This window comes from Corynebacterium riegelii (genome assembly GCF_001263755.1).
Classification (GTDB): Bacteria; Actinomycetota; Actinomycetes; order Mycobacteriales; family Mycobacteriaceae; genus Corynebacterium; species Corynebacterium riegelii.
The window spans coordinates 1841340-1863360 of record NZ_CP012342.1; the positions used below are offsets into that span (position 1 = coordinate 1841340).

Here is a 22021-nt window from a genome sequence, read left to right on the forward strand (position 1 = left end):
CCTTGGGTGCGGCTACTTGGGGCGGTCATTGAGCGCGTCCGTGATCACGGACTCAATGGCGCTACTTACGCCGTTGCTGTTGACCACCATGTACAGCACGCCGGCAAGGGCGGCGGCCGCCAAAGAGCCAAAGGCGTATTCGATGGTGGACAACCCTCTATCGTTGCGCAGCTTCTCTGCAGCTTGCGCGAGGTAATCGCCCATTTTCAGCTGTGCGATCAGGGCAAAAGTGTTGATGCGGTTCATGATTGTTCCTTTCACGTTTTTGTTAGTGCATTAATTGAGCATGTCTGCGCCCAGGCTGATCACCACTGGTGCCAGGCCAAGGACGAAGAACGCCGGGAGGAAAAACGCCGTCAAGGGGATGGCGATGAGCACCCCGGCGCGTTCCGCTTTCGCCGTGGCGGCGTCGGCGGAGGTGGATCGGAGGCGTTCGGCGATGCGCGTGCAGCCGTTGGCAAGCGCAGTACCGGACGCGTTGGACAAGGTGACAAGGTCTGCCAGGTCCGCTCCCCCAGGCAGGGGGCGCAGTTCGGACCAGGCGCGCTCGGGGTGTGCCCCAAGCGCCAAAAGTGCGGCCGTGGTGTGCCAGGGACTCGCCCCGGATGGGTAGGTGTCCGCCACTGTTGCCGCCGCGAGCGCAGGGGGAAGCCCCGCGGTGACGCAGGCGGCGAACAGGGCGATGTCGCTGGCACACCGGTTGTGATCCGCCGTCGCGGGGCCATCGCGAGGGCGGTGTTGCGCGGGCTCACCAGTACCCGCCCCAGTTCCAGCTATTTGCACACGCCTGCTTGGCTGCGGCCCACCCACCACCACAGCAAGCGCCATCAACACAAAGGTCAGTGGAGAAATCATGCGGCGGCCCTCCTGATAATCGCCCCGGAGGCCAGCACGCCGCCGCATACGAAGGCGGTGCCCACCACCAGCAGCGCCGAACCTATCCCCGGACCGAGAAGCAGGCCGACGGGGTTAGCACCCATGGCGCTGCCCATGGCAACCCCACCAAGCGGCAACAGCGAGAGCACCGTGGCGGTGGTCTTTGGCCCGGTGAGTGCGGCATCGGTGGCGGCGCGGTGTTGCAGGCGGTTGTCTATCTCATCGCGGGCGGTGGCTAGCAGGCTGGCAATAGGCACACCACGGGTCTGCGCGCAGCGCCACAAACACGCCACCCGTTCTAGCTCAGGGGTGGTCAGGGTCGGTGGCAGGCTGCCTTGGTGGGTGAAGGTGGTGAGCAGGGAGACGTCGTGAAGCAACGCCCGAGGTACCCCGGCGGGGAGGCGTTCTGCGGCACGCGCTGCGGCATCCGCCATGGTCGCACCAGCACTCACGCCTTCGGCCAGGTGCCCAATGAACGTTGCGGCCGCCTGCGCCCCGGCCAACCGAAGGCGCGAGTTTCGACGTTCCTGCAGCGTGTACACCACCACCGCCGCCGCCATAGCCAAGGCAATAACTACGCCCGCGCGCCCAACACTGAACGCGACCAGGCTGACCACGCCCACCCCAACCGGGATCCAGGCGGGGCTGAAAGGGCGAGAAGCAGCATCCACCCGGCTCGCAGGCCTTGGCGGGTGCAGCACCAACGCCGCAGCGCACAGCAGCGCAACCTTGACACTCATGGCGCCACCTCCGCAAAACCGGGGTGTGCGCCGGTGTCGGCGTCCCACACCACGCGCATGCGCACCACGCCATCGGCCGCATCGAGCACACCGATCTGCTGCACACAGCGCTTCCCGCTTGCCAGCCGGCGCACCACCACAACCACATCCACCGCCGCTGCCAGCTGCGCGTGCAACCCGGCGCGGTCCAAACCTCCCAACGCGGCGAGCGCCTCTAAGCGTGCAGGCACTTCCTCGATGGAGTTAGCGTGCAGGGTGCCCGCGCCGCCGTCGTGGCCGGTGTTAAACGCCGCCAGCAGGTCGATGACCTCGGCGCCGCGGATCTCACCAACCACAATGCGATCCGGGCGCATGCGCAGTGCTTGGCGCACCAGGTCTGCAATCGTGATCTCGCCGGCGCCCTCCGTGTTCGCCCCGCGTGTGGACAGGTTCAGCACGTGCGGGTGCGAAGGTGTGAGCTCCAGGGTGTCTTCGATGGCCAGGATCCGCTCGGCTGGGTCCACCTCCGCCAGGAGGGCAGACAGCAGCGTGGTTTTTCCGGAGCCAGTGCCTCCGACAACCAAAAACGTCTTGCGCTCAGCAACGACGGCGCGCAGCACCTCGGCCACGTCTTCGGGCACCGAACCGCGTGAGACCAGGTCGTCCAGGCGAGCGGTGGCGGTGTGGAGGACTCGTAAAGAAATGCAGGTGCCGTGTGCAGACGTCGGCGACAACACCGCATGAAAACGCAGCAACGTGCCGTCTGCGCGGCGCAGGTGGCCGTCCGCAAAGGGGTGCGCGTCATCCAACCTGCGCCCGCAGCGAAGCGCTAGGCGCGTGGCCAAACGCCGCACGTCCTCTTCCGCAGCGAACAACTGCTGGGTGACGCGCTCCAAGCCGTGGCCGGAATCCACAAACACCGCATCCGCACCGTTGACGCAGATATCCGTCACATCCCCGCTGGCCAGCAGCGCCTCCAAGGGGCCGGCGCCCGTCGTATCTTCGCGCAGGCGTCGCATGAGATCCAGCACATCCAAGTCACTGATCACCACCGCCTCTTCGCGGATCAACTGGGCGAGGCGCTGCGCGGTGGGGGCGCCCGGCTCGTCTGCAAGCCTGCGCTGGACCTTCGCCAACACTTCATCGTGTGTGCTCATCGAACACCCCCAACTTCGGCGAGCACCGCTTCCACCGCGCGAGCAAGCGGGCGCGGCAGCCTCGCGGGTAGCCCGGCGCGCTCCACGGTTTTGGTCAGGCCGCGGCAGTCGGCCAGCTCCGCCACCACGTTGGAGTTCGCAATGCGCTCCACCTCGGCGGCGCTCAGGGACTCCCATCCGTGTCGACGAAACGCCAGCCCATGCGGCACACTCTTCGCGGCCAACTGCGCCACAATCCGCGCCGCTGACGCCGCCGCCCGCAGCTGCCCCGGCACCACCACCAGCGCCAAGTCACAACGCTGCGGCACCAGCTCCACCGGCACGTCCAGCACGGTCACGCCCGCAGAACCGAGGGCAGTAGCAACGGCGTCGATGTCGTTGGGTTGGGGCAGTGAAACGTCGGCAAACATGGAGCGCGGAAACGTCAGCACGGCAACATCGTCACTGCTCACGGGTAGCGCGCGGCGTACGTCCGCACGCGCAATCGCCCCCTCGCCAAAGGCTACCTCACCCCAGCGCGCGCCCGGAACATCCTCCAGCCCCAGCAGCAGATCCAGCCCGCCGGAGTGCGCATGCCCGTCCACCAAGGTGGCACCGGGAGCTTTCTTGCTTATCGACGCCCCAAACGTAGACACCCCCACTCCCCCACACGCCCCAACCAGCGCAATCACCTTGCCGCCGCGGCTAGCCGCCGGCGTGCGCTGCGTGAGCTGCGTATACAGTGCGCCTAGCGCCTTGAGCAGCTCCGCCGCCTGCAGCGGCAAGGCAAACGTGCGGGGAGTCGCTGGGTCAACATCGTGCGTGATGTGGAAGGTGTTGGGGGTGGGGTTACACGTGGCGTCTGTAAGCACGGCGAAGGCTCTCTGCTGAATGCGGGCGAGCTGAGCCGGGTCGGGGACCTCAATGATGGGCCGGCCGGTGGCGGCGGCGATGTGGATGGCCTCCGGGTGCAGCAGCGGATCATCCACTGCCACAGCGATAGGTGTTGAGCTGCGCTGATTCATAAAAACAGCGTGCAATCCGTGAAACCAAACATCAACGGCCGCGCAAAAACCTGTGGATAACCCCCGATTTTTGTTGACGCATCAACACGAAATTGTGGATAACTTTTTGAACCACCTGGGAATTCGCCGAAACAAGGCCTGTCCCAGAGTGTTCTCTTTGCGCAAATCAGTACACTCACAAACTATGACTGCTGCGTTCTTTGATCTGGATAAAACGATCATTGCAACGTCATCCGCGTTCGCTTTCGGCAAAGAATTCATGCACAACGGCATGATCACCCGCGCCGAAGCCCTCGAACTCTACTGGGCAAAAGTGTCATACATGCTCGTAGGACAGTCCAGCGAGAAGATGGACTCCACGCGCGACGCACTCGCGCAACTTGTTGAGGGCTGGAAGGTTGAAGACGTTCAGCGCATCACCCAGGAAACGATGCGCACCGTAGTCACCCCTGCCATCTACGCCGAGGCACGCGAGCTGATTAACCAGCACAAAGCCGCAGGCCACGACGTGATTATCATCTCCGCCTCCGCGTCCATCCTGGTGGAGCCAATCGCGCGCGAGCTGGGCATTGACACCGTCGTTGCCACCGAAATGGGTGTCGAAGACGGCCGCCTGACCGGCGAGATCACCAACTACCTCAAGGGCGACGCCAAGGCAGACGCCGTGCGTCGCTTCGCCGAGGAGCACGGCTACAACCTTGCCGAAAGCTACGCGTACTCCGACTCCGCCACGGACATCCCCATGCTTGAGATGGTGGGCAACCCCGTGGCCGTCAACCCAGAGCGCGCGCTGAAGAAGCACGCGGCCGCCAACGGCTGGGAGATCCGCATCTTCAAAAACCCAGAGCCGCTCATCCAAATGCCGAACGCCCGCGAGGTCACCATCGGCGCCAGCGTTGTCGCAGGTATCGCCGCCGTGGCCCTGGCCGCGACGCTACTGACCAGGCAGCTGCTGAAAGATAAGCGCTCGGCGTAGCAGCATGTTTTCAGCGCGGCCAGCTAAATGTGGCTAGTGTTGTATGGGATAAATAAACGTTCAGGAAGGTATAAACAGTGAGCAACAAAGGCCTGTACACCAGCGGCACCGACGCAGTGGACTCCATGGCAGACTCCGTGGTGAATTCCATTCCGCTTTATGAAACCGGCACCACCAAGCCCGGCAATGACTCCATTGGCACGCTGATCTCGAATGCGTCTGAGCAGGTATCCACCCTGGTCCGCGGCGAGATTGAGCTGGCCAAGGCCGAGGTTATGGGTTCTGTAAAGAAGGGCGCGGTAGGCGGTGGCCTCTTCGGCGCCGCCGGCGTTATCGCCCTTTACGCAACCTTCTTCCTCTTCTTCGCTTTCGCTGAGATGTTGGCATCCTGGATGCACCGCGGCTGGGCGTTCCTCATCGTCTTCCTTATCATGATCGCCCTGGCTGGCCTCATGGCGTTGATCGGTTTCCGCAGCGTGAAGAAGATTCAGGCGCCGAAGCGCACCATCGACAGCGTTAATGAGCTTAAGAACCTGGTCCCGGGCCAGGCGCAGGCAAACCTGACCAAGAACGAGGCTGGCCTGTACACCTCGGGCACCTCGCGCTAAACCCCGAACGTGGTTTCCCCCAACGTGGTGGAGCTCGACGGTGAGTTCACCCACCGCATGCTGCACACACGCGGCGTTCGCCTTCACGTGGCGGACGCCGCGTCGGCGTCTTCAGAGTTGATCCTGCTGCTTCACGGCGCGCTCGGCGCATGGGTGGATTTCAAGGATGTCATCGCCCCGCTTGCCTCCCACGGCTACCACGTTGCGGCCCTTGACCTGCGCGGGTACGGCATGAGTGACAAGCCCGCTCATCGCGCGGGCAGCTGGTTGCACATTTTGCTTGGGGACGTCCACGGTGCCATCCACACCCTCGGCCACACAACAGCCACCGTTGTCGGCGCTGACACGGGCGCAATCATCGCCCGCGCTGCCGCTGCACGAAACCCGCAGGTTGTACAGCGCGTTGTTGCGCTTCCTCCCAGCCGCGGCCTAGCTGCTTGTGGTGCCCGTGTGAGCCCACGCCTGCTGGGCGCCAGCGCTCGCGTGAAAGACCACATTTGGCGAGCCAGCCTGGCCGCTGATACCTCCCCCGCCTTCCACAACACCCCACGCTTCGAGGAGTTCCTGCACTTAAGAACCTTGGCGCGCGAGATTGACCACGCCCTGCCCCACATCGTGGAAACCTCCCGGCTGCGGCCAGTGTTGCCTGGCCTGCGGCGTGGTGCTGGCGTTGGTTCTCGCGCTGCTGCCCCTGTCCGCGATTGGTTCAGTGCAGCGCCCCACATCGAGGACCCGGACCGCTTCGTGGAAACGCTGATCAGCACCCTGCGCTAGAGCACCACGCCAGCTGCTACCCGCCGACGCAAGCTTGCGTATCCGCGGGAACGCGAAGCGTGCGCACGTCGCCAATCCGCTCGCGCACCTGCGATGCGGTCAGGGCGTAGCCGGTTTCGGCGTTGTCCATCGCGGCGCCGAAGATCATGCCCACCACGTCACCATCCACGTCAACCAGCGGGCCGCCGGAATTGCCTTGGCGGACGCTGCCGCGGATGGCGTACGCCTCCCTATCCACACGCCCAGCTGCGTAGATGTCAGGCCCGGAGATGTTCAGGCGACCTCGTACGCGGGCGGGGGCAGCTTCGAAGGGTCCGGATTGGGGGTAGCCGAGGATCACGGTGGCGTCGTTAGGCAAAAGCTCCTTCGGGGACCACTGGAGTGGGTCGATGCCCAGCTGCGGGGAGTGGAGGACGGCGATGTCCACATCCGAGTCGTAGAGCACCACCTCGGCCTCTTTCACGCCGATGACGGTGTCCAGCGCGACAACGTTGGTGCCTGCGACAACGTGGGCGTTGGTCAAAACGTAGTCATCGTCGATGACAAAGCCGCTGCCAGTGAGGCGGCGCTGGCACACGCTGGAATCACCCAGCACCTGCACCACGGCCGGGCGGACCTCAGCCAACATGGATTCACGCACACGCGCCGGATCCGGCGCGTCCACCTGCGCAACCCTCGGGCCGAACGGCGGTACCAGCGGCGGCAAACCGGACTGGTCCAGCATCGCGGCCATACGCAGCGGCATCTGGCTAATGCCTGCAGGCGCTACCTGGTCAATCGTCCCAAACACCTTGGAGGCGCGCAGCGTGTCGCCCACCGGACCCTGCACGGATGCCGCCAGCGGGATGGAGATAAACCACAGCACTAGGCTCATCGCCAAAGCCTGGAACGCGGCGCCGAAAAGGGAGTCAACGCGGCGCACCCACCGCCTGCGCACGCTGCCACGTACCTGCGCACCCGCAGCCGAGCCGGCGATGTTGCCCACGGCCACAAAACCGACAACCAGCAGCACCAAGATCGCAATACGCAGCACGCGCGAATCTGTCACGTCAAGCGCAAAGGGTGCGATCGCCAGCGCCACCACAAGCCCGGCCACCACGCCAATGGCAGCGAAGACGGACGCCAGCGCACCAGAGCGCCACCCGCCAATAAGCGAGAGCACAATCAGTGCAACCAGAGTCAAATCCAAAAACATCGGCGTTAGTGTAGCTGGCGTTTAGCGCTCATCGTTGCAGGAACGTGCCAAGGCGTCATCAAGCGGATGGCGTGTTGTGTGGTCCCAGGGGCGGGACCAACCGGCGGCGTCTAGAAGCTTGGCTATCACCCCGGCGGTAAACCCCCACACCAGGTAGCAGCGCGCCCAGAACGCCGGACCGGACCACCTCTGAAACTTCACTTTCAAGCGTTTCGACGGATCCACCAAGTGCGCAATCGGAATGAAGAACACGTCATCGGTTTCAATCTCGCTGGCCGGATACACCTCACCGGGGTCCGCGGCGTAGGCAATCACTGGGCGCACACGCTTGCGCGAGCCACCTGTGGTGATCACGTCTAACACCGCAAGCGGCGTCACGCGGTGGCGTTCAAGGCCGGTCTCTTCGGTTGCCTCGCGCAGGGCGGCATCCACCGGCCCGCGGTCCTCCGGATCAATACGGCCGCCGGGAAACGCCATCTGGCCAGAGTGGTGGCGCATGTTGGGATGGCGGTGGGTGATTAACAACGCGGCGTCTTCAGGCAAGCTCTCAGGCACACTGCCAGGCAAATCACCCTGATCCGCGCCAGTGAACAGCACCAGCACTGCGGCATCAGCCGGCTCGGAAGGATCCGGGTCGCCCAAAGCGTCAATGAGCGGGCGCAGCCAGCTGGGTGCGCGCTCAGGGGTGAGCGCTACGTCCATCTAGTTAACCTGCCCGATCAGCGCCTCAAGCTCTTCCACGCTCGCGTACGTCTGCGGGTATACGCCGACCTGCTCGCCGTCCTTGTACACCAGCAGCAGCGGCACCACGTTCGGCAGCGCCAACTGGCCCGCAAACTTGCCGGAATCATCCTGGTAGCTAGGGTAAGACACGTCCAGCTCATCCAGCAGCGCAATGCCGTTCTCAGCGTTGGCGTCCGCATGCACGCCAACCACGCTGATCTCAGGGTGCTCGCGGGCGAACTGGTCTAGCACCGGCAGCTCCTCGCGGCACGGCACGCACCACCACGCCCAAACGTTGACCAGCGTGACGTCCGCAAACTGGCCCGGATCCTCCGCGCCACCAAGGCACGGCAGATCAACGCCGCCAACACCGCCGGCAACACAGTCCGGGCGGTTGCCGGAATACTCCGCAGCAGGCGCCATAACTTCGGAGCGCTGGACGCTCATCGAGGGGTCGAACGAAGAAGCCAACGACGCGTCTGGGCCCCCATCGGGCCCACCGCGGAGCAGGGCAAACGCCCCAGCAAGGATGAACACTGTAGCCACACCAGCGGCAACCACAGATGCCATTGCTTGCTTATTCACTCGCCTCCTCCAATCCGGGCTCTTCAAATCCGGCCATGCGCAGAATATGTTCGCGTTCTGCGCCTTTGACCAGTGCAGCGGCTTCTTCCGGGTTTATAGGTCCGGCACCGAAGCTTGGACAGTCAAATGCTATCGGACACACCCCACACGCTGGCTTCCGGGCATGGCATACGCGCCGCCCGTGGAAAATAATGCGGTGGGAAAACATGGTCCACTCGCGTTTTTCCAGCAGTTCGCCCGCGGCGTGTTCAATCTTTACCGGGTCAGTTTCCTGCGTAAACATCAGCCGTTTCACCAGGCGTTGGAAGTGGGTGTCCACCGTCAAACCGGGCAGCCCGAAGGCGTTGCCGCGAACCACGTGCGCGGTTTTGCGCCCAACGCCGGGCAGGGTGACCAGGTCTTCCAGCGCCACTGGGACCTCACCGCCGTAATCGCTGACCAGTTTCTGTCCCAGCCCGATGAGGTTGGCGGCTTTGGAGCGGAAGAATCCGGTGGAGCGGATAATTTCTTCAACTTCCGCCTGGTTAGCCACCGCGTAGGCTTCCGCGGTTGGGTACTTTGCAAACAGTGCGGGGGTGACTTGGTTTACGCGCACGTCTGTGGTCTGCGCGGACAGCGCGGTTGCCACCAGCAGCTCAAGCGGGTTGGAGAAGTCCAGCTCAGCGTGCGCATCAGGGTAGGTTTTCGCCAGCGTACGGTTGATTCTCCGTGCGCGCCGCACAAGCCCCAGCCGGGTTTCGGTCCCCTTTGCTGCGGGGTGTTTGCCCCGCCGGTGGGAGCTTTTGCTTATCGACGCCATACGCACACCCTACAATCATCCCCATGACCATCATCGCCGCCATCATTGTTCCGCTATTTCTTGGGCTGTTTACCATTGGCATGGAGCGGATGGAACAGGCCGCGCTAGGCACTACGGGGGATTTGGCCACGAACACTGCCGTGTGATGGTAGTCTCAACATGGTTTAGAGACTGATTACGTCACAGGAATATGTTACAGGAGGTTCCGATGGAAGACGTGCAGGCAATCCTCGCACGGGCAGGCATCTTCCAGGGGGTTGACCCTGACGCCGTTGCTGCCCTGATTGCGGATATGGAGACTGTCACGTTCCCGCGTGGCACCACCATCTTTGATGAGGGCGAACCGGGCGACCGCCTCTACATTATTGTGGACGGGAAAGTAAAGCTCGCCCGCCATGCCCCCGACGGTCGCGAGAACCTGCTCAGCGTCATGGGCCCATCCGACATGTTCGGTGAGCTGTCCATCTTCGACCCGGGTCCGCGCACCTCTTCCGCCGTGTGCGTCACCGAGGTCACTGCGGCAACGATGAACTCCACGATGCTCAAGCAGTGGATTGACACCCACCCGGAGATCTCCCAGCAGCTGCTTCGCGTGCTGGCGCGTCGCCTGCGCCGCACCAACGCGTCGCTGGCAGACCTCATCTTCACGGACGTTCCGGGCCGCGTGGCCAAGACGCTTCTGCAGTTGGCTAACCGCTTTGGCATGCAGGAAGGTGGCGCCCTGCGCGTCAACCACGACCTGACCCAGGAAGAGATCGCCCAGCTTGTCGGCGCTTCCCGTGAGACCGTGAACAAGGCGCTGGCCACCTTCGCTCACCGCGGCTGGATCCGCCTGGAGGGCAAGAGCGTGCTTATCGTGGACACGGAGCACCTGGCCCGCCGCGCACGCTAGATCTGCGCGCTAGCTCCTTAGCTACACCAACGAAAAGGCCGCCCCAAAAGGGGCGGCAGCCCTACTGATCTGCCTGCAGGTAGCGCAGGGCAACGCGGGTGGACTGCTCGGCGGCGCCGCGCAGGACGGGGTCAACGTCGTCATAGATCGCGTCTACAAGCGTGTTAATGTCCGCGTCCTGGCCGTGGGTGGCCAGAGCTTCGCGGATCTGCTCAAGACGCTGGTTACGGCGGTCAATGTACTTGCGTGCGTACGCCGAGAGATCTTCGCCTTCTGGGCCGTGGCCCGGCAGCAGCATGACGCCGCGGCCGTCTTCCTCCAGCTTGGCCAGGGTCTCCAGGTACAGGCCGAGGTTACCGTCAGTCTCAGAAATCATGGTGGTGTGGCGGCCAGCAATGGTGTCGCCGGTGATGATGCCCTCAGGGGCACCTTCAGGCTCACCCGGGTAGACGTACAGGCACACGCAGTCAGAGGTGTGGCCCGGGGTGTGGACAACCTTCAGCTTGGGGGTGACACCGTCAACGGAGATGACCTCCCCGTCCTGCAGCGGCTCAACGCCGTCGGAGCAGTAGTTCGGGTCAAATGCACGCACCGGTGCGCCGGTGAGCTGACGGAAACGCTCCGCGCCATCGGCGTGGTCGTGGTGGCGGTGGGTCAGAATGATCAGGGCGACCTTGTCGGCTTTGGCCTGCAGCACGTTGAGATGACCCTCATCTGCTGGGCCCGGGTCAACAACAATGCTGTACTCATCCTCAGGATCCCGGATTACCCAGGAGTTCGTGCCTTCAAGGGAGCCGTAGCTGGGGTTAGGGGCGAGCACGACGGCGGCGTTCGCCGTCACTGGACGCAACTGGCTATATGCAGGGTGCTTCATGTCTTCTACCCTATGCCTTTGCTGGCGCTTCAGCTAGCTCAACAACCAGCTCTACTTCCACCGGCGCGTCCAACGGCAGGACGGCAACGCCAACGGCGGAGCGTGCGTGCTCGCCTGCGTCACCAAAGATTTCCTTCATCAGGTCCGAGGCACCGTTAATTACTGCGGGCTGGCTAGTAAAGGCAGGGTCAGAGGAAACAAAGCCAACAATCTTCACAATGCGGGCGACGTTATCTAGGCCCACCAAGGCATCTACAGCGGCCAGAGCATTCAGCGCGCACTGGCGGGCATATTCGGCAGCATCGGCTTCGCTGACTGCTGCGCCGACTTTGCCGGTGGCGGGCAGCGCACCGTCCACAAGCGGCAACTGCCCCGACGTCCACACCTGGTTACCCACCTGGATTGCGGGGACGTAGCTGGCCACGGGGGCGGCTACGGAGGGAAGTTCAATGCCCAGCTCAGCTAGGCGAGCTTTCCAAGACATTACTGAACCTCCCGCTTCATGTAAGCCACAACATTGTCCGGGTTCGGGCCCGGGGTGACGGAAACGAGTTCCCACCCGTCTTCACCCCAGGTGTCCAGGATCTGCTTAGTGGCGTGCGAGAGCAACGGTACGGTGGCGTATTCCCATTTAGTCATGGCAACCACCATACCGGGATCCCAGGGTTAAAGACCTTCGATTGCGGCACCGGAAGACAGATACTCTGCCCAGTCCGTCACATGCGGATTCTTGCGAAGAACGGCGCGGCGCTGACGCTCAGTCAGACCACCCCAAACACCAAACTCCACACGGTTATCCAGTGCGTCGGCGCGGCATTCCAGCTGCACCGGGCAACGACGGCACACAACTGCAGCCTTGCGCTGCTCAGCGCCACGGACAAAAAGAGCGTCCGGGTCACCATTTCGGCAGCTAGCTTGCGTTACCCAATCCCCACGGTCAAACACCAAATTGCCGGATGCGTCACATTTCCGCGCAGTTACTCGGGCTGCAGGCTCAGCGTAGGCGGTGCGACTCAACGTGGCGGTCATGGCAAACCCCTTTCAAATTTCTTGCAACACTCTGCATATTGCATGTGTAAGTGTATTCACAGCCCCCTGCAGGTGTCGAATTGATCACAGATTTGGGGGGAGTGGGCTATTCCACCACATCGACGCATCGTTTACTGTAAAAGCGTGTCTGGCATTCGGTCCTTCGGGCAATCTCTTGGAAAGCTGATCACCGCGACGTTGGCGTCTGCGCTGGCAGTGGCGTTGTGTGCTGCCCCGATCGCGGGGCTCGGCGGCATGGCTATTGCGCGTACAGATGAGACGATGCAGTCCAACCTTTCGGACATGTCCGACGGCGCTGTCCCAGGGGTGACCACCATCACAGATGTCAACGGGGACACGATTGCCACGATTTTTAATCAGCGCCGCTACGAGGTGGCAAGCCACCAGATTTCGCAGTACGCCAAGGATGCTCTGGTGGCTACGGAGGATCGTCGCTTTTTCACGCATGAGGGCGTGGATATGCAGGGCTTTGCCCGCGCGATGGTGACCAATATCTTGGCCGGTGGGGTGGAGCAGGGCGCGTCCACAATCAACCAGCAGTACGTGAAGAACTACCTATGGCTGGTGGAGGCCGATTCGGACGAGGACGCCAAGGCCGCAACCGAGCAGTCGATTCCGCGCAAGCTGCGTGAGATGCGCATGGCCTCTGATCTGGACAAGACGCTGGATAAGGATCAGATTCTCACCCGCTACCTAAACCTGGTCAGCTTTGGCAACCACGCCTACGGCATCGAAGCTGCCGCACAGACCTACTTCGGCATCCCGGCTGTGGAGTTGAACCCGGCACAGGCGGCGCTGTTGATCGGCCTGCTGCAGTCCGTTGAGGCGCTCAACCCGTACACCAACCCGGAAGGTGCCACGACGCGCCGCAACATCGTGCTGCAGAACATGGCTGCAGAGGGCTACATCACCCAAGCAGAGGCCGACAGGAATGCAGGCATGCCGCTTGGCATGTTGGAGAAGCCAGCTTTGCTTGCAGACGGCTGCATTGCCGCCGGGGACGCCGGCTTCTTCTGCGATTACGCCCTGCACTACCTGGCGCAGAAGGGCCTGACGCAAGAGGAGCTGGAGCGCGGCTCTTACACCATTCACACCACGCTCAACCCGGCGATTCAGGCGGCAGCAAACGGTGCAGTGCGCAACAACGTTGCGGCGGAAACGCCAGGCGTTGCCAACGTCATGGACATCATCATTCCGGGTACGGAGACGCGTGAGATTGCCGCGATGGCATCTTCCCGCTACTACGGCCTGGACTTAGAGCAGAGTCAGACGATTTTGCCGCAGCCGGCGTCCCTGGTGGGCCATGGTGCGGGTTCCGTGTTCAAGATCTTCACTGCCGCCGCGGCACTTGAGCAGGGCTACGGCCTGGACACCGTGTTGGAGGTGCCCACCCGCTCTGTGGTGTACGGCATGGGTAAAGGCGGTGCGGCCGGCTGCCCGCCGGATGCGTACTGTGTGGAAAACGCCGGCGTGTACCCGCCGCGCATGACGCTGGCGGAGGCGCTCGCCCACTCCCCCAACACCACGTTTATTGAGCTGATCCAGCGCGTGGGCGTCGCCCCGGTGGTGGATACGGCCGTGCGTTTGGGGCTGCGTTCGTACCTTGATGAGGGCTCATTTGGGGACGGCCGTTCAATCGCGCAGGCCGCCAAGGACGAAAACATGGGCGCGTTCACCCTTGGGCCGCTGGCGGTCAACGCCCTTGAGCTTTCCAATGTGGGCGCCACGTTGGCGTCCAAAGGCATGTGGTGCGAGCCCAACCCGATCCGAAGCGTGACCGACAAGGACGGCCACGAGGTGTACATCGAGCGCCCGGCGTGTGAGCAGGCGATTGCCCCGGAGGTCGCCGCCGCATTGTCCCAGGGCATGTCACTGGACGCCATCGAGGGCACCGCACAGCGCGCCGCTAACTTCAACGGCTGGCGCGCGCCGGTTGCCGCGAAGACGGGGACCACGGAGTCCCACCAGTCCTCGGCGTTCCTCGCATTCACCCGAGGGGTATCTGCTGCGCCGTACATTTTCAACGACGGCATCCAGTCCTCCCCGCTGTGTACCGGGCCGGTGCGCCAGTGCTCCTACGGCAACCTCTTCGGCGGCGACGAAGCTGCCGATACGTGGTTCCAAGGCGCCGGCCAAGTGCCGGGTGCGGCCGCTGCTGGCTTGCCAGAGTCCTCCTGGACGTACAAGAAGGGCACGCGCCGCGGCGTGCTGGACGAGGTCATTGGTATGCAGTCCGCCGCCGCCCGCGCCAAGCTGGAGGCCCAAGGCTTTACGGTCACCGTGGTCACCGTCAGCGGCGGCGGCGCGCCCGCAGGCCAGGTGGTGTCCGTGGCGGCAAGTGATCCGAACCTGACGCGCGGCACCATCGTCACCGTCAATATCTCCGACGGCACGGGCGCCACCACAACCTCCCCCACCGGCACGGCAACCACCACGCCGGGCGCCCCCACTACCTCACCCGGCGCGCCGACGGAGCCTGTGCCCGCGCCGAATCCCCCGGTAGACCTGGATGAGCTTGGCCGTCAGTTCGGCGACGTGGCTGACGGCATCCAGAGCCTGTTCAACAACTAGGCCAGCTAGCTCAGGCGCGCCTTTACGGCCTCGGAGATGCGCTTGCCGTCCGCGCGACCAGCGGCGGCAGCGGTGGCTTCCTTCATCACCTGGCCCATCTGGGCCATGGAGGTGGCGCCGGTGGAGTTCACCGCGGCGTCCACAAGCTGGGAAAGCTCCTCGTCCGTCAGCTGCTTCGGCTGGTAGACCTCCAGGATCTCCGCTTCCTTCAGCTCCTGGGCTGCCAGGTCCTCGCGGCCGTTGGTCTGGTAGATCTCGGCGGATTCGCGGCGCTTCTTGATCTCGCGGGCGATGATCTTCTGAATCTCGGCCTCTTCAAGCTCGTGCTTTGCGCCCTCGGTCTCGGCGAGCTGGATGGCGGCAAGCAGCATGCGGATGGTGCCGGTGCGGTCCTTGTCCTTGGCCTTCATGGCCTCTTTCATGTCTGCGCGGATCTGGTCTTTGAATGCACTCATGGTTGCGAGATTACAGTGGTGTGAATGAAGAAGGTCATTGGAGCTTTAGGCTTATCGACGCTCACGTGGGCCATAACCCAAACCACCCACTTTCAGCTGCACGAATACGAACTGCCGTTGCTGCCGCCAGGCACGCTGAAGGATTCACAGCGCGGTAAAGACGACTTCCGCATTCTGCACATCTCGGATCTGCACATGATTCCGGGGCAGAAGAAGAAAGTGTCATTTGTCTCCGGACTTGCGGATTTGGAGCCGGACCTAGTGATCAACACCGGCGACAACCTCTCGGATACGCGCGCCGTGCCGTGGGTACTTGACGCGCTGGGACCGCTTTTGAACGTGCCGGGCGCGTTCGTGTTTGGCACGAATGATTACTGGGCGCCGAAGCCGGTCAACCCGCTGAAGTATTTGACCGGCGGCAAGCGCACCCCGTCTTACGTGGACCTTCCATGGGAGGGCATGCGCGCGGCGTTTATTGAGCGCGGCTGGCATGACGCCACCCACAAGCGCCTGGAGTTCAAGGCCTCCGGCGTTCGCCTGGCCTTGGCGGGTGTGGACGACCCGCACCACGACCTGGACGATTACTCCAAGGTGGCGGGCGCCCCCAACCCCGATGCGGACCTCACAATTGGCCTTCTGCATGCTCCTTACAGGCGTGTCCTTGACGCCTTCGAGTCCGACGGCTACCAACTCGCCCTGGCAGGCCACACCCACGGCGGCCAGATCTGTTTGCCGGGGCGGCGCGCGATTGTGACGAACGCGGACATTGACCGCAAGCGCGCCTCCGGCCTGCACCGTTATGGACGCATGTGGATGGAGGTCTCCCCCGGTTTGGGCCAGTCGAAGTTCGCGCCCGTGCGCCTGTTCTGCCCGCCGACGGCAATGCTGCTGCGGGTGGTTGAGCGCTCAAGCTAGCGCGTGGTTGCGCGCTGGTTGGGTGCTGGTTGCGCGCTGGCTGGCTGGCGATTTTGTCCCTGGCAAAAAGCGGAGTACAGTGTTGCGAGTACCGCGGAGCAAAAGCCGCAAGGTATACAACCGGGATATGGCGCAGCTTGGTAGCGCGCTTCGTTCGGGACGAAGAGGTCGCAGGTTCAAATCCTGTTATCCCGACCACATCACCTCCAGGGTTCACGCCCTGGAGGTTTTCTCGTTCTGTGGGTTAGGCCGGCGTGCCCGGCTTGCCTGGCGCAAACATCGGATAGCGCCCGACGCTGAACCGTCTAGTCGTCGACTGCACCCGGTGCGTGTCTAGTCCGACATCTCCTGGTTACCGAAGATCGGATGTCTGGCGTGCGCCGCGGAGGGCATCGATCCTTAGATAGCGCGTGAGCTTCACAAACGCTGACCCCTGGCCTGCTTCGTTATGCACTATTTCCACTGGGTTAGAAATGGTTTCCGGGGCTGCCGGATCGGACAGCAGGTAGATGACATAGTTTTTGTCAGCGGTGTAACCATTTCCAAGTCCGTGTTTCATGAGCTTTCCGATTTTCCGTGAACGCTCGTCACCGGACTCCAGCTTTTTCGCATGTTCTTTTGACCACTCCTGCGGAATATAGCGTTCCTCAATGAGGGGGAGTTCACGTGCTATGTGGGCTTTAGGCTCGGAGCTCACATACGTTGAGACTGATGTGGAGTGTGGGTCCTCCTTGGGCAAATAAAAGCCGAGGTAGGTAACTTCACGTCCTATACGTACGGAGTCTTCGAGAATGATCCCGTGCTTTGAGCGGTAGCAGTCATATAAAGGGTAGCGGAAGCTACCCTTGCCAGATTTCACTACTGAACGGTTACGCGTAGACGCAACGATCAAGGTGTCGGGTTCGTTTGGAACGTTAGGACGCTTCTTAAGTACGTCCTCAACTCGTGAAAGTGAAGAGATCCATTCGACAGCTGCTGGATCAATCCACGCTATTAGTCTTTCGATCTTCTTCATTTCAATAGCGGGGTCGATCGTCAGCAGTGAATCCTGGTGCGAGCATCGGTTGCGTAGCTGACGCAGGTCCTCGAGGGCGAGTCCGACTATTTGGGAATCTCGCTGGCCTGGGAATGCACGGTGAAGGTGTGAATTCCAAAGCGCTGATTTCTGAAAATCGCTTGGATAGACAAGGTCAGTCCAAAAACCGAGGTTGAGCTGGGAAATAATATCGTTCTTGTCTGGAGCCTTTTGTGTTTTTCGGTCCGTGAGGCGCGCTGCCACAGAGGCGATATTGTCCATGTTCGGCCGATTCCAGGGAAAGGACATCGGGTGGACCTTCTCAAGCTCCCGCATCATCGCGTTTCGGATAAGGACTTCAACATGATGTACTACTTCGAACAGTGCCGCAGAAATCGCTGCGTTCCACTCGTAAAGATCCCAAGCCTTTTCCTTGAAGCCCCCAGCTTGTTTGAGATATGGCTGGAACCGAGCTTCTGAAATCCACGAGATATTTCTTGGCATGAATTCCCTCCCAATTGCATGTTTCATTACCCCTTAATGCCGCAAGATTATATACTGCCTTGCAGACCGGTGAATGACCTTGTCTTCGCCGGTGAGGGTCTCGTTGAAGCGTATTAGCGCTTACGGGGCCCTCTTCCGGTTCACGAGTAGAAGAGGCTCGGAGTTCTGTGGAGCCCCTTTCGGCTAGTAGCCGGGTGTAGGTAGCTACAAACGGGTTAAGCGACAAAATGTGTGCTTTTCTCGGCGTGTCGATTTAAGTGACAAAATGTGTGCTTTTCGGGGGTTGGAATGGGCCGGGCCCGGGGTGCTGTGCTGGGGTTATGAGCGTCCTGCCCAGCCGTGTCGGATGGCCCAGGAGGGGTTGAAGTCGGTGTCGATGCCGGTGTCGTAGACTTTCGGCCGGCCGTCGGGTGAGTTGGCTTGGTCGCGTTCACGCATGTGTGCCTGGCGGGCGTGTGCGTAGCCTTTGCGGCCGAAGTCTTGCTCGATTGCTAGCGCCAGCGGGTCATCGTGGTGTTGGGTGTGCAGGTAGAGCCACCAGTCCATGATGATTCGTTGATGTTCGTCAAATGCGCCGCGGTGGGCTCGGGCAAGGTGTTTCAGCTGTGCGTTTATGCCGCCTTCCAGGCTGTTTGTGGTGGTCTTCAGCTCGGTTGTGGTGCGGTGTGGTGGGTTGAGCCAGACGAAGAGGTGGCCTTGTTGGTAGAGACGCTCGAACCGGCGGTAGGCTCTGCGGGCTCTGGGGTGGGTGTACCACCATTGCTGGTTGTCGCGGATGCGTTTTGGGATCTCTTCTGGGGCGACTTGGTTGCGGTAGGTGCGGTCTTTGAGCCAGTCACCGTAGAGGTCATGGAAGCGGTTGAGGCGAAGTACCCAGGTAATTGCCTGGTCACGGGTGGTGATGTGGGTTAGCTGGTTGCCGAGGCGAAGGAGTGCTTTGTGCGCGGTGATTGTTGGTTGGCGTGTGGTGTCTTTGATGGTGTCGCGGCGTACGTGGACGAGGCAGCGTTGGATGGAGGCGTTTGGCCAGCATTGTTTGATGGCCTTGTTTGCGCCACCGGAGCCGTCTGTGGTCACGACTAGGGGTTCGGCGATCAGGTCGAAGAGTTTGGCGTAGTCGTAGGCGGTTTCTCGTGTGCACCAGTGCCAGGCAACGACGTGTTCGCTGGTTGCAGCGACAAGCAGGCATTTTTTGTGGAAGTAGGTGCCGTCAATAAACAGCTGGTCGTAGACGCGGTGTGGGTCTGGTTTGCACGGGACGATGATGAACCAGAAGTAGGTGAACCAGCGGATCAATGTGCGCCTGGAGACGTTGTGTGCAGCAGCCACAGCGTCGAGGGGACGCTGGCCGGTGATCCAGTCGATGAAGATGGCAAACCGGTACGCGCTGGTCTTAGCCGTGTTCGGGTTGGTGAAGGTGTGCCCGCAGTGTGTACAGCGCCATCGCTGTTTTCCGCTGGAGGTGGTGCCCATTTTCGTGGCGGTGTGCTCGCATGCCGGGCATAGGGGCCTGTTGTGTTTTCTCTTTCTGTGTTGAGTTGGCATGCAGCTGGTTTAACAGCCTGTGTCCCTAGCACATCCAACGCCTGAAGTGGTGGACCTTCCGGTCTATGGTCGGGAATCCCGATTCAACGAGCACTCTCCCGCCGTAGGCCCAGGCAGGACCGGGAATCCATATCCAAAAAGCACACATTTTGTCGCTTAACCCCTACAAACTTGGTAAGCGGGTGTAACTCGGCGGGCGGGGCAAGCGTTTATATAGGTGGACCCTGGATCGTCCGCGAAACGCAGAATCCACTACGCATTGAAGGAGCCACCCATGAAACTGCGTACCCTTGCCGCCGCGACCGCCTGCACGGTTGCCATGACCGCCCTCGCCGTTCCTGCAAACGCCGCCGAGATTGGAGAGCAGAAGGACGGGCGCTGCGCGGTGAAGTTCAGCAAGGAAGAGCTCAACTACGCTCGCGGCACGTTTGATCAGTCGAAGAAGATCGGCGGCTATGAGCGTGCGCGTGATGTGGTGAAGGTGGTTGAGGGGGTGTTCGCGGAGGCGTCGATACGCACTGAGCATGTGCAAGCTGTCTACGAGCAGGCGAAGCGTGACCTGGAAATCCTGAAACCCACAACTAGGGCAACCCAGGAGGACTTTGATCTCAACAACTTCACGGTGGAGCCTGTAAAAGGTAACGGTTTCCCGAAGATTCCCACCGTCTTCCCGCTAGAGAACACGGATGGGTTGACAAAGGAACAGATGGACAAGCTCAACGCGGCATGGGTAGCAACCCCGTCTGGCCAGCTTGAGAAGCGCGTGAATACTTGGAACGTTTCGGTCAAGCTTGCGGAGAATGCGTGCGAAAGTGGCATCAGCAAGATCATTGCGTTCCCGGAGGATCATGGCAACGCGGGTGGCGGAGTGCCGGGCGTGGATTTGTCCTCCATGAGCAGCCAGAGCGGCGAGAGCAACGTTGACGTCATCGCCGGCGTGGTGATCTCTGTGCTTGTAGCACTGGTTGGCCTGGTGGGAGCGTTGCCGAAGATGGGCATCCAGCTGTTGCGACCGGCTATTTGGTAGCAGTGTCGTGACTATCTGGTAGCACTTCAGTGAGTATCTGGTAGCAGCTCAGGGGGCTCGGGGTGATACTTCCGGTAGCCGCACCACTCGGGTGCGGCGCGTACTGGAAGGAGTCCGCTGATGACGGATTACCGTGCGGTGATGACGCTGCTGATTAGGAAGCGTTCTTACCGCCAGATTGAAGACCAGATCGGGTGCTCGCACCGCGCGATTTCCCGAGCGAACCAAGCGCTGCGAAGCCTTGGCCTGACCACTGCCCAGCAGGTCGCGGCGTTGACCGATGACGAGTTGGCCGAGATATTCGTTGACAAACGCACCAGTGGGCAAGGCGAATTCGTCCCGATTGACTTTGACGCGGTCGTCAAAGCACGCACAGGGCGTACGAAGCAAACACTGCAAGTATTGTGGGCTCGCTACACCACCACCCCAGCCCAGCCGGGTCAGCGTCATTACAGCTACGACCGGTTCCGCCAGCTGGTTGCCTCCCATGTCGATGCTGCCGGGCTTAGCGCGCGGATCACCCATGCACCAGGCCATACGATGCAGGTGGATTGGGCAGGTACCAAGATGTGCCTGTACGACCCTGCGGGCACACAGGGTGCGAAAGTCAGTATTTTCGTCGCTTCGTTGCCGTATTCAGGGATGTTGTTTGCGTGTGCGTGTGTTGACCAGCGTCAACAGTCCTGGCTTGATGCCCATCGTCAAGCGTTTGACTACTTCGGTGGAGTCTGTCAGGTTGTTGTCCCCGATAACGCGTCAACAGCATCAAACGCGATTAGTACTGCCGATAGGAATCGGAAGGTCAACGACACCTACCAGCAGTTCTTGGAGCACTACAACACAGCAGCACTTCCCACACGCGCGCGCCGGCCGAAGGATAAAGCAAATGTGGAAGCTGCGGTAAAGATCGTCACCCACAAAGTCATCCACACCCTTGAAGGCCACCAGTGTGTTGACGTAGACGAGCTCAACGAAAAGATTGTGGACTTAGTCGACGCGATCAACACCTCCGTGCCATTTCGCAGTCAACAGTCAAGCCGCAGGGATCTCTTTGAACAACACGAGCAGCATCTCCTTGCTGATCTGCCGCAAACCCCGTGGCAGCACACCGAGTGGAAGCGTGCGAAAGTAGCCCCAGATTTCCATATCACGGTTGCAACGGTGCGCTACTCCGTTCCGCATCAGCTTGTTGGCCGCACTGTCGATGTGCGCATCACCGGGCAAGTCTTGACCGTCTTTGATCAAGGCACGACCGTGGCAACCCACCAAGTTTCGCATAAGCGTGGGGCCTATGTCACTGACTATGAGCACATTCCATCTGGCATGGACTCCACTCGTGGGCTGTGGACAAGCGACTACTTTTATCGCGAAGCCCAAAAAACCGGCCCGGCAACACGCAAGGTCATCGAAGAACTCATCGCGGCGAAAGCCATCCCAGCCCAGGCGTACCAGTCCTGTAGAAACGTGCTGTCGATGGGCAAACACGGCAACAAACCAATCCTGGAAGAGGCATGCCAGCGCCTAACCGCCAACGACGGCAGCCGACGTGCGGTGTCTTATACCGCGGTTAAAAACATGATGGCCGCCATACGCAAAGAACACGCCACCCGGCCCCGCGGGTTAGACCAGGCCCCGCGCAGCACCACAACCAACCAGCCCACCGCCCCTGCAGTCACCGACCGGGATACCACCGGCGCGTTTCTCGGCGGTGCAGACCAGTTCAGCATGGACAACCTCGCTAAGAAAGGACACTAAAG

At 61.7% G+C, this 22021-nt stretch carries 25 protein-coding genes and 1 tRNA gene; 10 read left to right on the forward strand and 16 right to left on the reverse strand.

Annotation, left to right across the window (positions count from 1 at the left end; genetic code table 11):
* Positions 1 to 12 precede the first annotated feature (12 nt).
* The 5 genes from AK829_RS08960 to ssd all read right to left on the reverse strand — a co-directional run bounded on the left by AK829_RS08960 (position 13) and on the right by ssd (position 3756).
* Complete coding sequence (locus AK829_RS08960) at positions 13 to 204, reverse strand: DUF4244 domain-containing protein (RefSeq protein WP_052206483.1); 192 nt, start codon at positions 202 to 204, stop codon at positions 13 to 15.
* A 72-nt stretch (positions 205 to 276) separates the two neighbouring features.
* Positions 277 to 855 (reverse strand): type II secretion system F family protein, encoded by a 579-nt coding sequence (locus tag AK829_RS08965; protein WP_052205537.1) that lies wholly within the window; start codon positions 853 to 855, stop codon positions 277 to 279.
* Positions 852 to 1616 (reverse strand): type II secretion system F family protein, encoded by a 765-nt coding sequence (locus AK829_RS08970; RefSeq protein WP_052205538.1) that lies wholly within the window; start codon positions 1614 to 1616, stop codon positions 852 to 854. The genes AK829_RS08965 and AK829_RS08970 overlap by 4 nt, the downstream gene beginning before the upstream one ends.
* Entirely contained in the window at positions 1613 to 2752 is a 1140-nt protein-coding gene (locus AK829_RS08975; protein ID WP_052205539.1) for a TadA family conjugal transfer-associated ATPase, read from the reverse strand. The genes AK829_RS08970 and AK829_RS08975 overlap by 4 nt, the downstream gene beginning before the upstream one ends.
* Positions 2749 to 3756 carry a septum site-determining protein Ssd gene (ssd, locus tag AK829_RS08980; protein ID WP_052205540.1) on the reverse strand — a complete coding sequence of 336 codons (1008 nt, stop codon included), beginning with the start codon at positions 3754 to 3756 and terminating at the stop codon, positions 2749 to 2751. Before ssd ends, AK829_RS08975 begins: the two co-directional genes overlap by 4 nt.
* A gap of 184 nt (positions 3757 to 3940) precedes the next feature.
* On the opposite strand from ssd, the gene AK829_RS08985 reads away from it, so the two are divergent.
* From AK829_RS08985 to AK829_RS08995, 3 genes are all read left to right on the forward strand, one after another.
* A complete protein-coding gene (locus tag AK829_RS08985) occupies positions 3941 to 4732 on the forward strand; it encodes an HAD family hydrolase (protein WP_052205541.1) in 792 nt (263 codons plus the stop codon).
* Between the two features lie 77 nt (positions 4733 to 4809).
* Positions 4810 to 5340 (forward strand): phage holin family protein, encoded by a 531-nt coding sequence (locus AK829_RS08990; RefSeq protein ID WP_052205542.1) that lies wholly within the window; start codon positions 4810 to 4812, stop codon positions 5338 to 5340.
* 9 nt (positions 5341 to 5349) lie between these two features.
* Positions 5350 to 6114, forward strand: a complete 765-nt coding sequence (locus tag AK829_RS08995; RefSeq protein ID WP_052205543.1) for an alpha/beta fold hydrolase — start codon at positions 5350 to 5352, stop codon at positions 6112 to 6114.
* 16 nt (positions 6115 to 6130) lie between these two features.
* Here the strand turns inward: AK829_RS08995 and AK829_RS09000 are convergent, their stop codons facing one another.
* From AK829_RS09000 to nth, 4 genes are read right to left on the reverse strand one after another with little or no spacing between them, the layout of a single operon-like run.
* Positions 6131 to 7309: a MarP family serine protease gene (locus tag AK829_RS09000; protein ID WP_052205544.1), complete on the reverse strand. Its 1179-nt coding sequence runs from the start codon at positions 7307 to 7309 to the stop codon at positions 6131 to 6133.
* A gap of 21 nt (positions 7310 to 7330) precedes the next feature.
* On the reverse strand, positions 7331 to 8011 hold the full coding sequence (locus AK829_RS09005) for an NUDIX hydrolase (protein ID WP_052205545.1): 681 nt from the start codon (positions 8009 to 8011) through the stop codon (positions 7331 to 7333).
* Positions 8012 to 8617, reverse strand: a complete 606-nt coding sequence (locus AK829_RS09010; RefSeq protein WP_052205546.1) for a TlpA family protein disulfide reductase — start codon at positions 8615 to 8617, stop codon at positions 8012 to 8014.
* Positions 8610 to 9416 (reverse strand): endonuclease III, encoded by an 807-nt coding sequence (nth, locus tag AK829_RS09015; protein ID WP_052205547.1) that lies wholly within the window; start codon positions 9414 to 9416, stop codon positions 8610 to 8612. The genes AK829_RS09010 and nth overlap by 8 nt, the downstream gene beginning before the upstream one ends.
* A 23-nt stretch (positions 9417 to 9439) precedes the next feature.
* Between nth and AK829_RS12860 the strand changes: the two genes are divergently transcribed.
* The gene (locus AK829_RS12860) at positions 9440 to 9562 is read left to right on the forward strand and encodes a hypothetical protein (RefSeq protein WP_256388253.1); all 123 of its coding nucleotides are present in this window, start codon (positions 9440 to 9442) and stop codon (positions 9560 to 9562) included.
* A 62-nt stretch (positions 9563 to 9624) separates the two neighbouring features.
* Positions 9625 to 10308 (forward strand): CRP-like cAMP-activated global transcriptional regulator GlxR, encoded by a 684-nt coding sequence (gene glxR, locus AK829_RS09020; protein ID WP_052205548.1) that lies wholly within the window; start codon positions 9625 to 9627, stop codon positions 10306 to 10308.
* Between the two features lie 61 nt (positions 10309 to 10369).
* Here glxR and AK829_RS09025 read toward each other — a convergent pair whose 3' ends face one another.
* From AK829_RS09025 to AK829_RS09035, 4 genes are read right to left on the reverse strand one after another with little or no spacing between them, the layout of a single operon-like run.
* On the reverse strand, positions 10370 to 11182 hold the full coding sequence (locus AK829_RS09025; protein WP_052205549.1) for an MBL fold metallo-hydrolase: 813 nt from the start codon (positions 11180 to 11182) through the stop codon (positions 10370 to 10372).
* Between the two features lie 10 nt (positions 11183 to 11192).
* A complete protein-coding gene (locus AK829_RS09030) occupies positions 11193 to 11666 on the reverse strand; it encodes a RidA family protein (protein ID WP_052205550.1) in 474 nt (157 codons plus the stop codon).
* On the reverse strand, positions 11666 to 11821 hold the full coding sequence (locus tag AK829_RS12535; RefSeq protein WP_198147759.1) for a DUF4177 domain-containing protein: 156 nt from the start codon (positions 11819 to 11821) through the stop codon (positions 11666 to 11668). The genes AK829_RS09030 and AK829_RS12535 overlap by 1 nt, the downstream gene beginning before the upstream one ends.
* Positions 11822 to 11848: 27 nt before the next feature.
* Entirely contained in the window at positions 11849 to 12211 is a 363-nt protein-coding gene (locus AK829_RS09035; protein WP_083439810.1) for a WhiB family transcriptional regulator, read from the reverse strand.
* Between the two features lie 144 nt (positions 12212 to 12355).
* On the opposite strand from AK829_RS09035, the gene AK829_RS09040 reads away from it, so the two are divergent.
* Positions 12356 to 14803, forward strand: coding sequence for a penicillin-binding protein (locus tag AK829_RS09040; protein ID WP_052205551.1), 2448 nt, complete (start codon positions 12356 to 12358; stop codon positions 14801 to 14803).
* 5 nt (positions 14804 to 14808) lie between these two features.
* Here the strand turns inward: AK829_RS09040 and AK829_RS09045 are convergent, their stop codons facing one another.
* On the reverse strand, positions 14809 to 15258 hold the full coding sequence (locus tag AK829_RS09045; protein WP_052205552.1) for a GatB/YqeY domain-containing protein: 450 nt from the start codon (positions 15256 to 15258) through the stop codon (positions 14809 to 14811).
* A 24-nt stretch (positions 15259 to 15282) separates the two neighbouring features.
* Here AK829_RS09045 and AK829_RS09050 point away from each other — a divergent pair, with 24 nt between their 5' ends.
* Together AK829_RS09050 and AK829_RS09055 are read left to right on the forward strand one after the other, a co-directional pair.
* Positions 15283 to 16173 carry a metallophosphoesterase gene (locus AK829_RS09050; RefSeq protein ID WP_052205553.1) on the forward strand — a complete coding sequence of 297 codons (891 nt, stop codon included), beginning with the start codon at positions 15283 to 15285 and terminating at the stop codon, positions 16171 to 16173.
* A 121-nt stretch (positions 16174 to 16294) separates the two neighbouring features.
* Positions 16295 to 16371: transfer RNA gene (locus AK829_RS09055), tRNA-Pro, on the forward strand.
* Between the two features lie 154 nt (positions 16372 to 16525).
* Here the strand turns inward: AK829_RS09055 and AK829_RS09060 are convergent.
* Positions 16526 to 17719: a hypothetical protein gene (locus tag AK829_RS09060; protein ID WP_052205554.1), complete on the reverse strand. Its 1194-nt coding sequence runs from the start codon at positions 17717 to 17719 to the stop codon at positions 16526 to 16528.
* Positions 17720 to 18010: 291 nt separating this feature from the next.
* The gene (locus tag AK829_RS09065; protein WP_083439811.1) at positions 18011 to 19237 is read right to left on the reverse strand and encodes an IS1249 family transposase; all 1227 of its coding nucleotides are present in this window, start codon (positions 19235 to 19237) and stop codon (positions 18011 to 18013) included.
* 274 nt (positions 19238 to 19511) lie between these two features.
* Here AK829_RS09065 and AK829_RS09070 point away from each other — a divergent pair, with 274 nt between their 5' ends.
* Positions 19512 to 20264 (forward strand): hypothetical protein, encoded by a 753-nt coding sequence (locus AK829_RS09070; RefSeq protein ID WP_052205555.1) that lies wholly within the window; start codon positions 19512 to 19514, stop codon positions 20262 to 20264.
* A 120-nt stretch (positions 20265 to 20384) separates the two neighbouring features.
* Positions 20385 to 22019 (forward strand): IS21 family transposase, encoded by a 1635-nt coding sequence (gene istA, locus AK829_RS09075; RefSeq protein ID WP_052205556.1) that lies wholly within the window; start codon positions 20385 to 20387, stop codon positions 22017 to 22019.
* Positions 22020 to 22021 lie beyond the last annotated feature (2 nt).

Coding starts and splice junctions, on each gene's coding strand:
- AK829_RS08960 (WP_052206483.1), bottom strand. CDS start 204: ATGGGCGATTACCTCGCGCAAGCTGCAGAGAAGCTGCGCAACGATAGA.
- AK829_RS08965 (WP_052205537.1), bottom strand. CDS start 855: ATGATTTCTCCACTGACCTTTGTGTTGATGGCGCTTGCTGTGGTGGTG.
- AK829_RS08970 (WP_052205538.1), bottom strand. CDS start 1,616: ATGAGTGTCAAGGTTGCGCTGCTGTGCGCTGCGGCGTTGGTGCTGCAC.
- AK829_RS08975 (WP_052205539.1), bottom strand. CDS start 2,752: ATGAGCACACACGATGAAGTGTTGGCGAAGGTCCAGCGCAGGCTTGCA.
- ssd (WP_052205540.1), bottom strand. CDS start 3,756: ATGAATCAGCGCAGCTCAACACCTATCGCTGTGGCAGTGGATGATCCG.
- AK829_RS08985 (WP_052205541.1), top strand. CDS start 3,941: ATGACTGCTGCGTTCTTTGATCTGGATAAAACGATCATTGCAACGTCA.
- AK829_RS09000 (WP_052205544.1), bottom strand. CDS start 7,309: ATGTTTTTGGATTTGACTCTGGTTGCACTGATTGTGCTCTCGCTTATT.
- AK829_RS09005 (WP_052205545.1), bottom strand. CDS start 8,011: ATGGACGTAGCGCTCACCCCTGAGCGCGCACCCAGCTGGCTGCGCCCG.
- nth (WP_052205547.1), bottom strand. CDS start 9,416: ATGGCGTCGATAAGCAAAAGCTCCCACCGGCGGGGCAAACACCCCGCA.
- AK829_RS12860 (WP_256388253.1), top strand. CDS start 9,440: ATGACCATCATCGCCGCCATCATTGTTCCGCTATTTCTTGGGCTGTTT.
- glxR (WP_052205548.1), top strand. CDS start 9,625: ATGGAAGACGTGCAGGCAATCCTCGCACGGGCAGGCATCTTCCAGGGG.
- AK829_RS09025 (WP_052205549.1), bottom strand. CDS start 11,182: ATGAAGCACCCTGCATATAGCCAGTTGCGTCCAGTGACGGCGAACGCC.
- AK829_RS09030 (WP_052205550.1), bottom strand. CDS start 11,666: ATGTCTTGGAAAGCTCGCCTAGCTGAGCTGGGCATTGAACTTCCCTCC.
- AK829_RS12535 (WP_198147759.1), bottom strand. CDS start 11,821: ATGACTAAATGGGAATACGCCACCGTACCGTTGCTCTCGCACGCCACT.
- AK829_RS09035 (WP_083439810.1), bottom strand. CDS start 12,211: ATGACCGCCACGTTGAGTCGCACCGCCTACGCTGAGCCTGCAGCCCGA.
- AK829_RS09045 (WP_052205552.1), bottom strand. CDS start 15,258: ATGAGTGCATTCAAAGACCAGATCCGCGCAGACATGAAAGAGGCCATG.
- AK829_RS09050 (WP_052205553.1), top strand. CDS start 15,283: ATGAAGAAGGTCATTGGAGCTTTAGGCTTATCGACGCTCACGTGGGCC.
- AK829_RS09060 (WP_052205554.1), bottom strand. CDS start 17,719: ATGAAACATGCAATTGGGAGGGAATTCATGCCAAGAAATATCTCGTGG.
- AK829_RS09065 (WP_083439811.1), bottom strand. CDS start 19,237: ATGCCAACTCAACACAGAAAGAGAAAACACAACAGGCCCCTATGCCCG.
- AK829_RS09070 (WP_052205555.1), top strand. CDS start 19,512: ATGAAACTGCGTACCCTTGCCGCCGCGACCGCCTGCACGGTTGCCATG.
- istA (WP_052205556.1), top strand. CDS start 20,385: ATGACGGATTACCGTGCGGTGATGACGCTGCTGATTAGGAAGCGTTCT.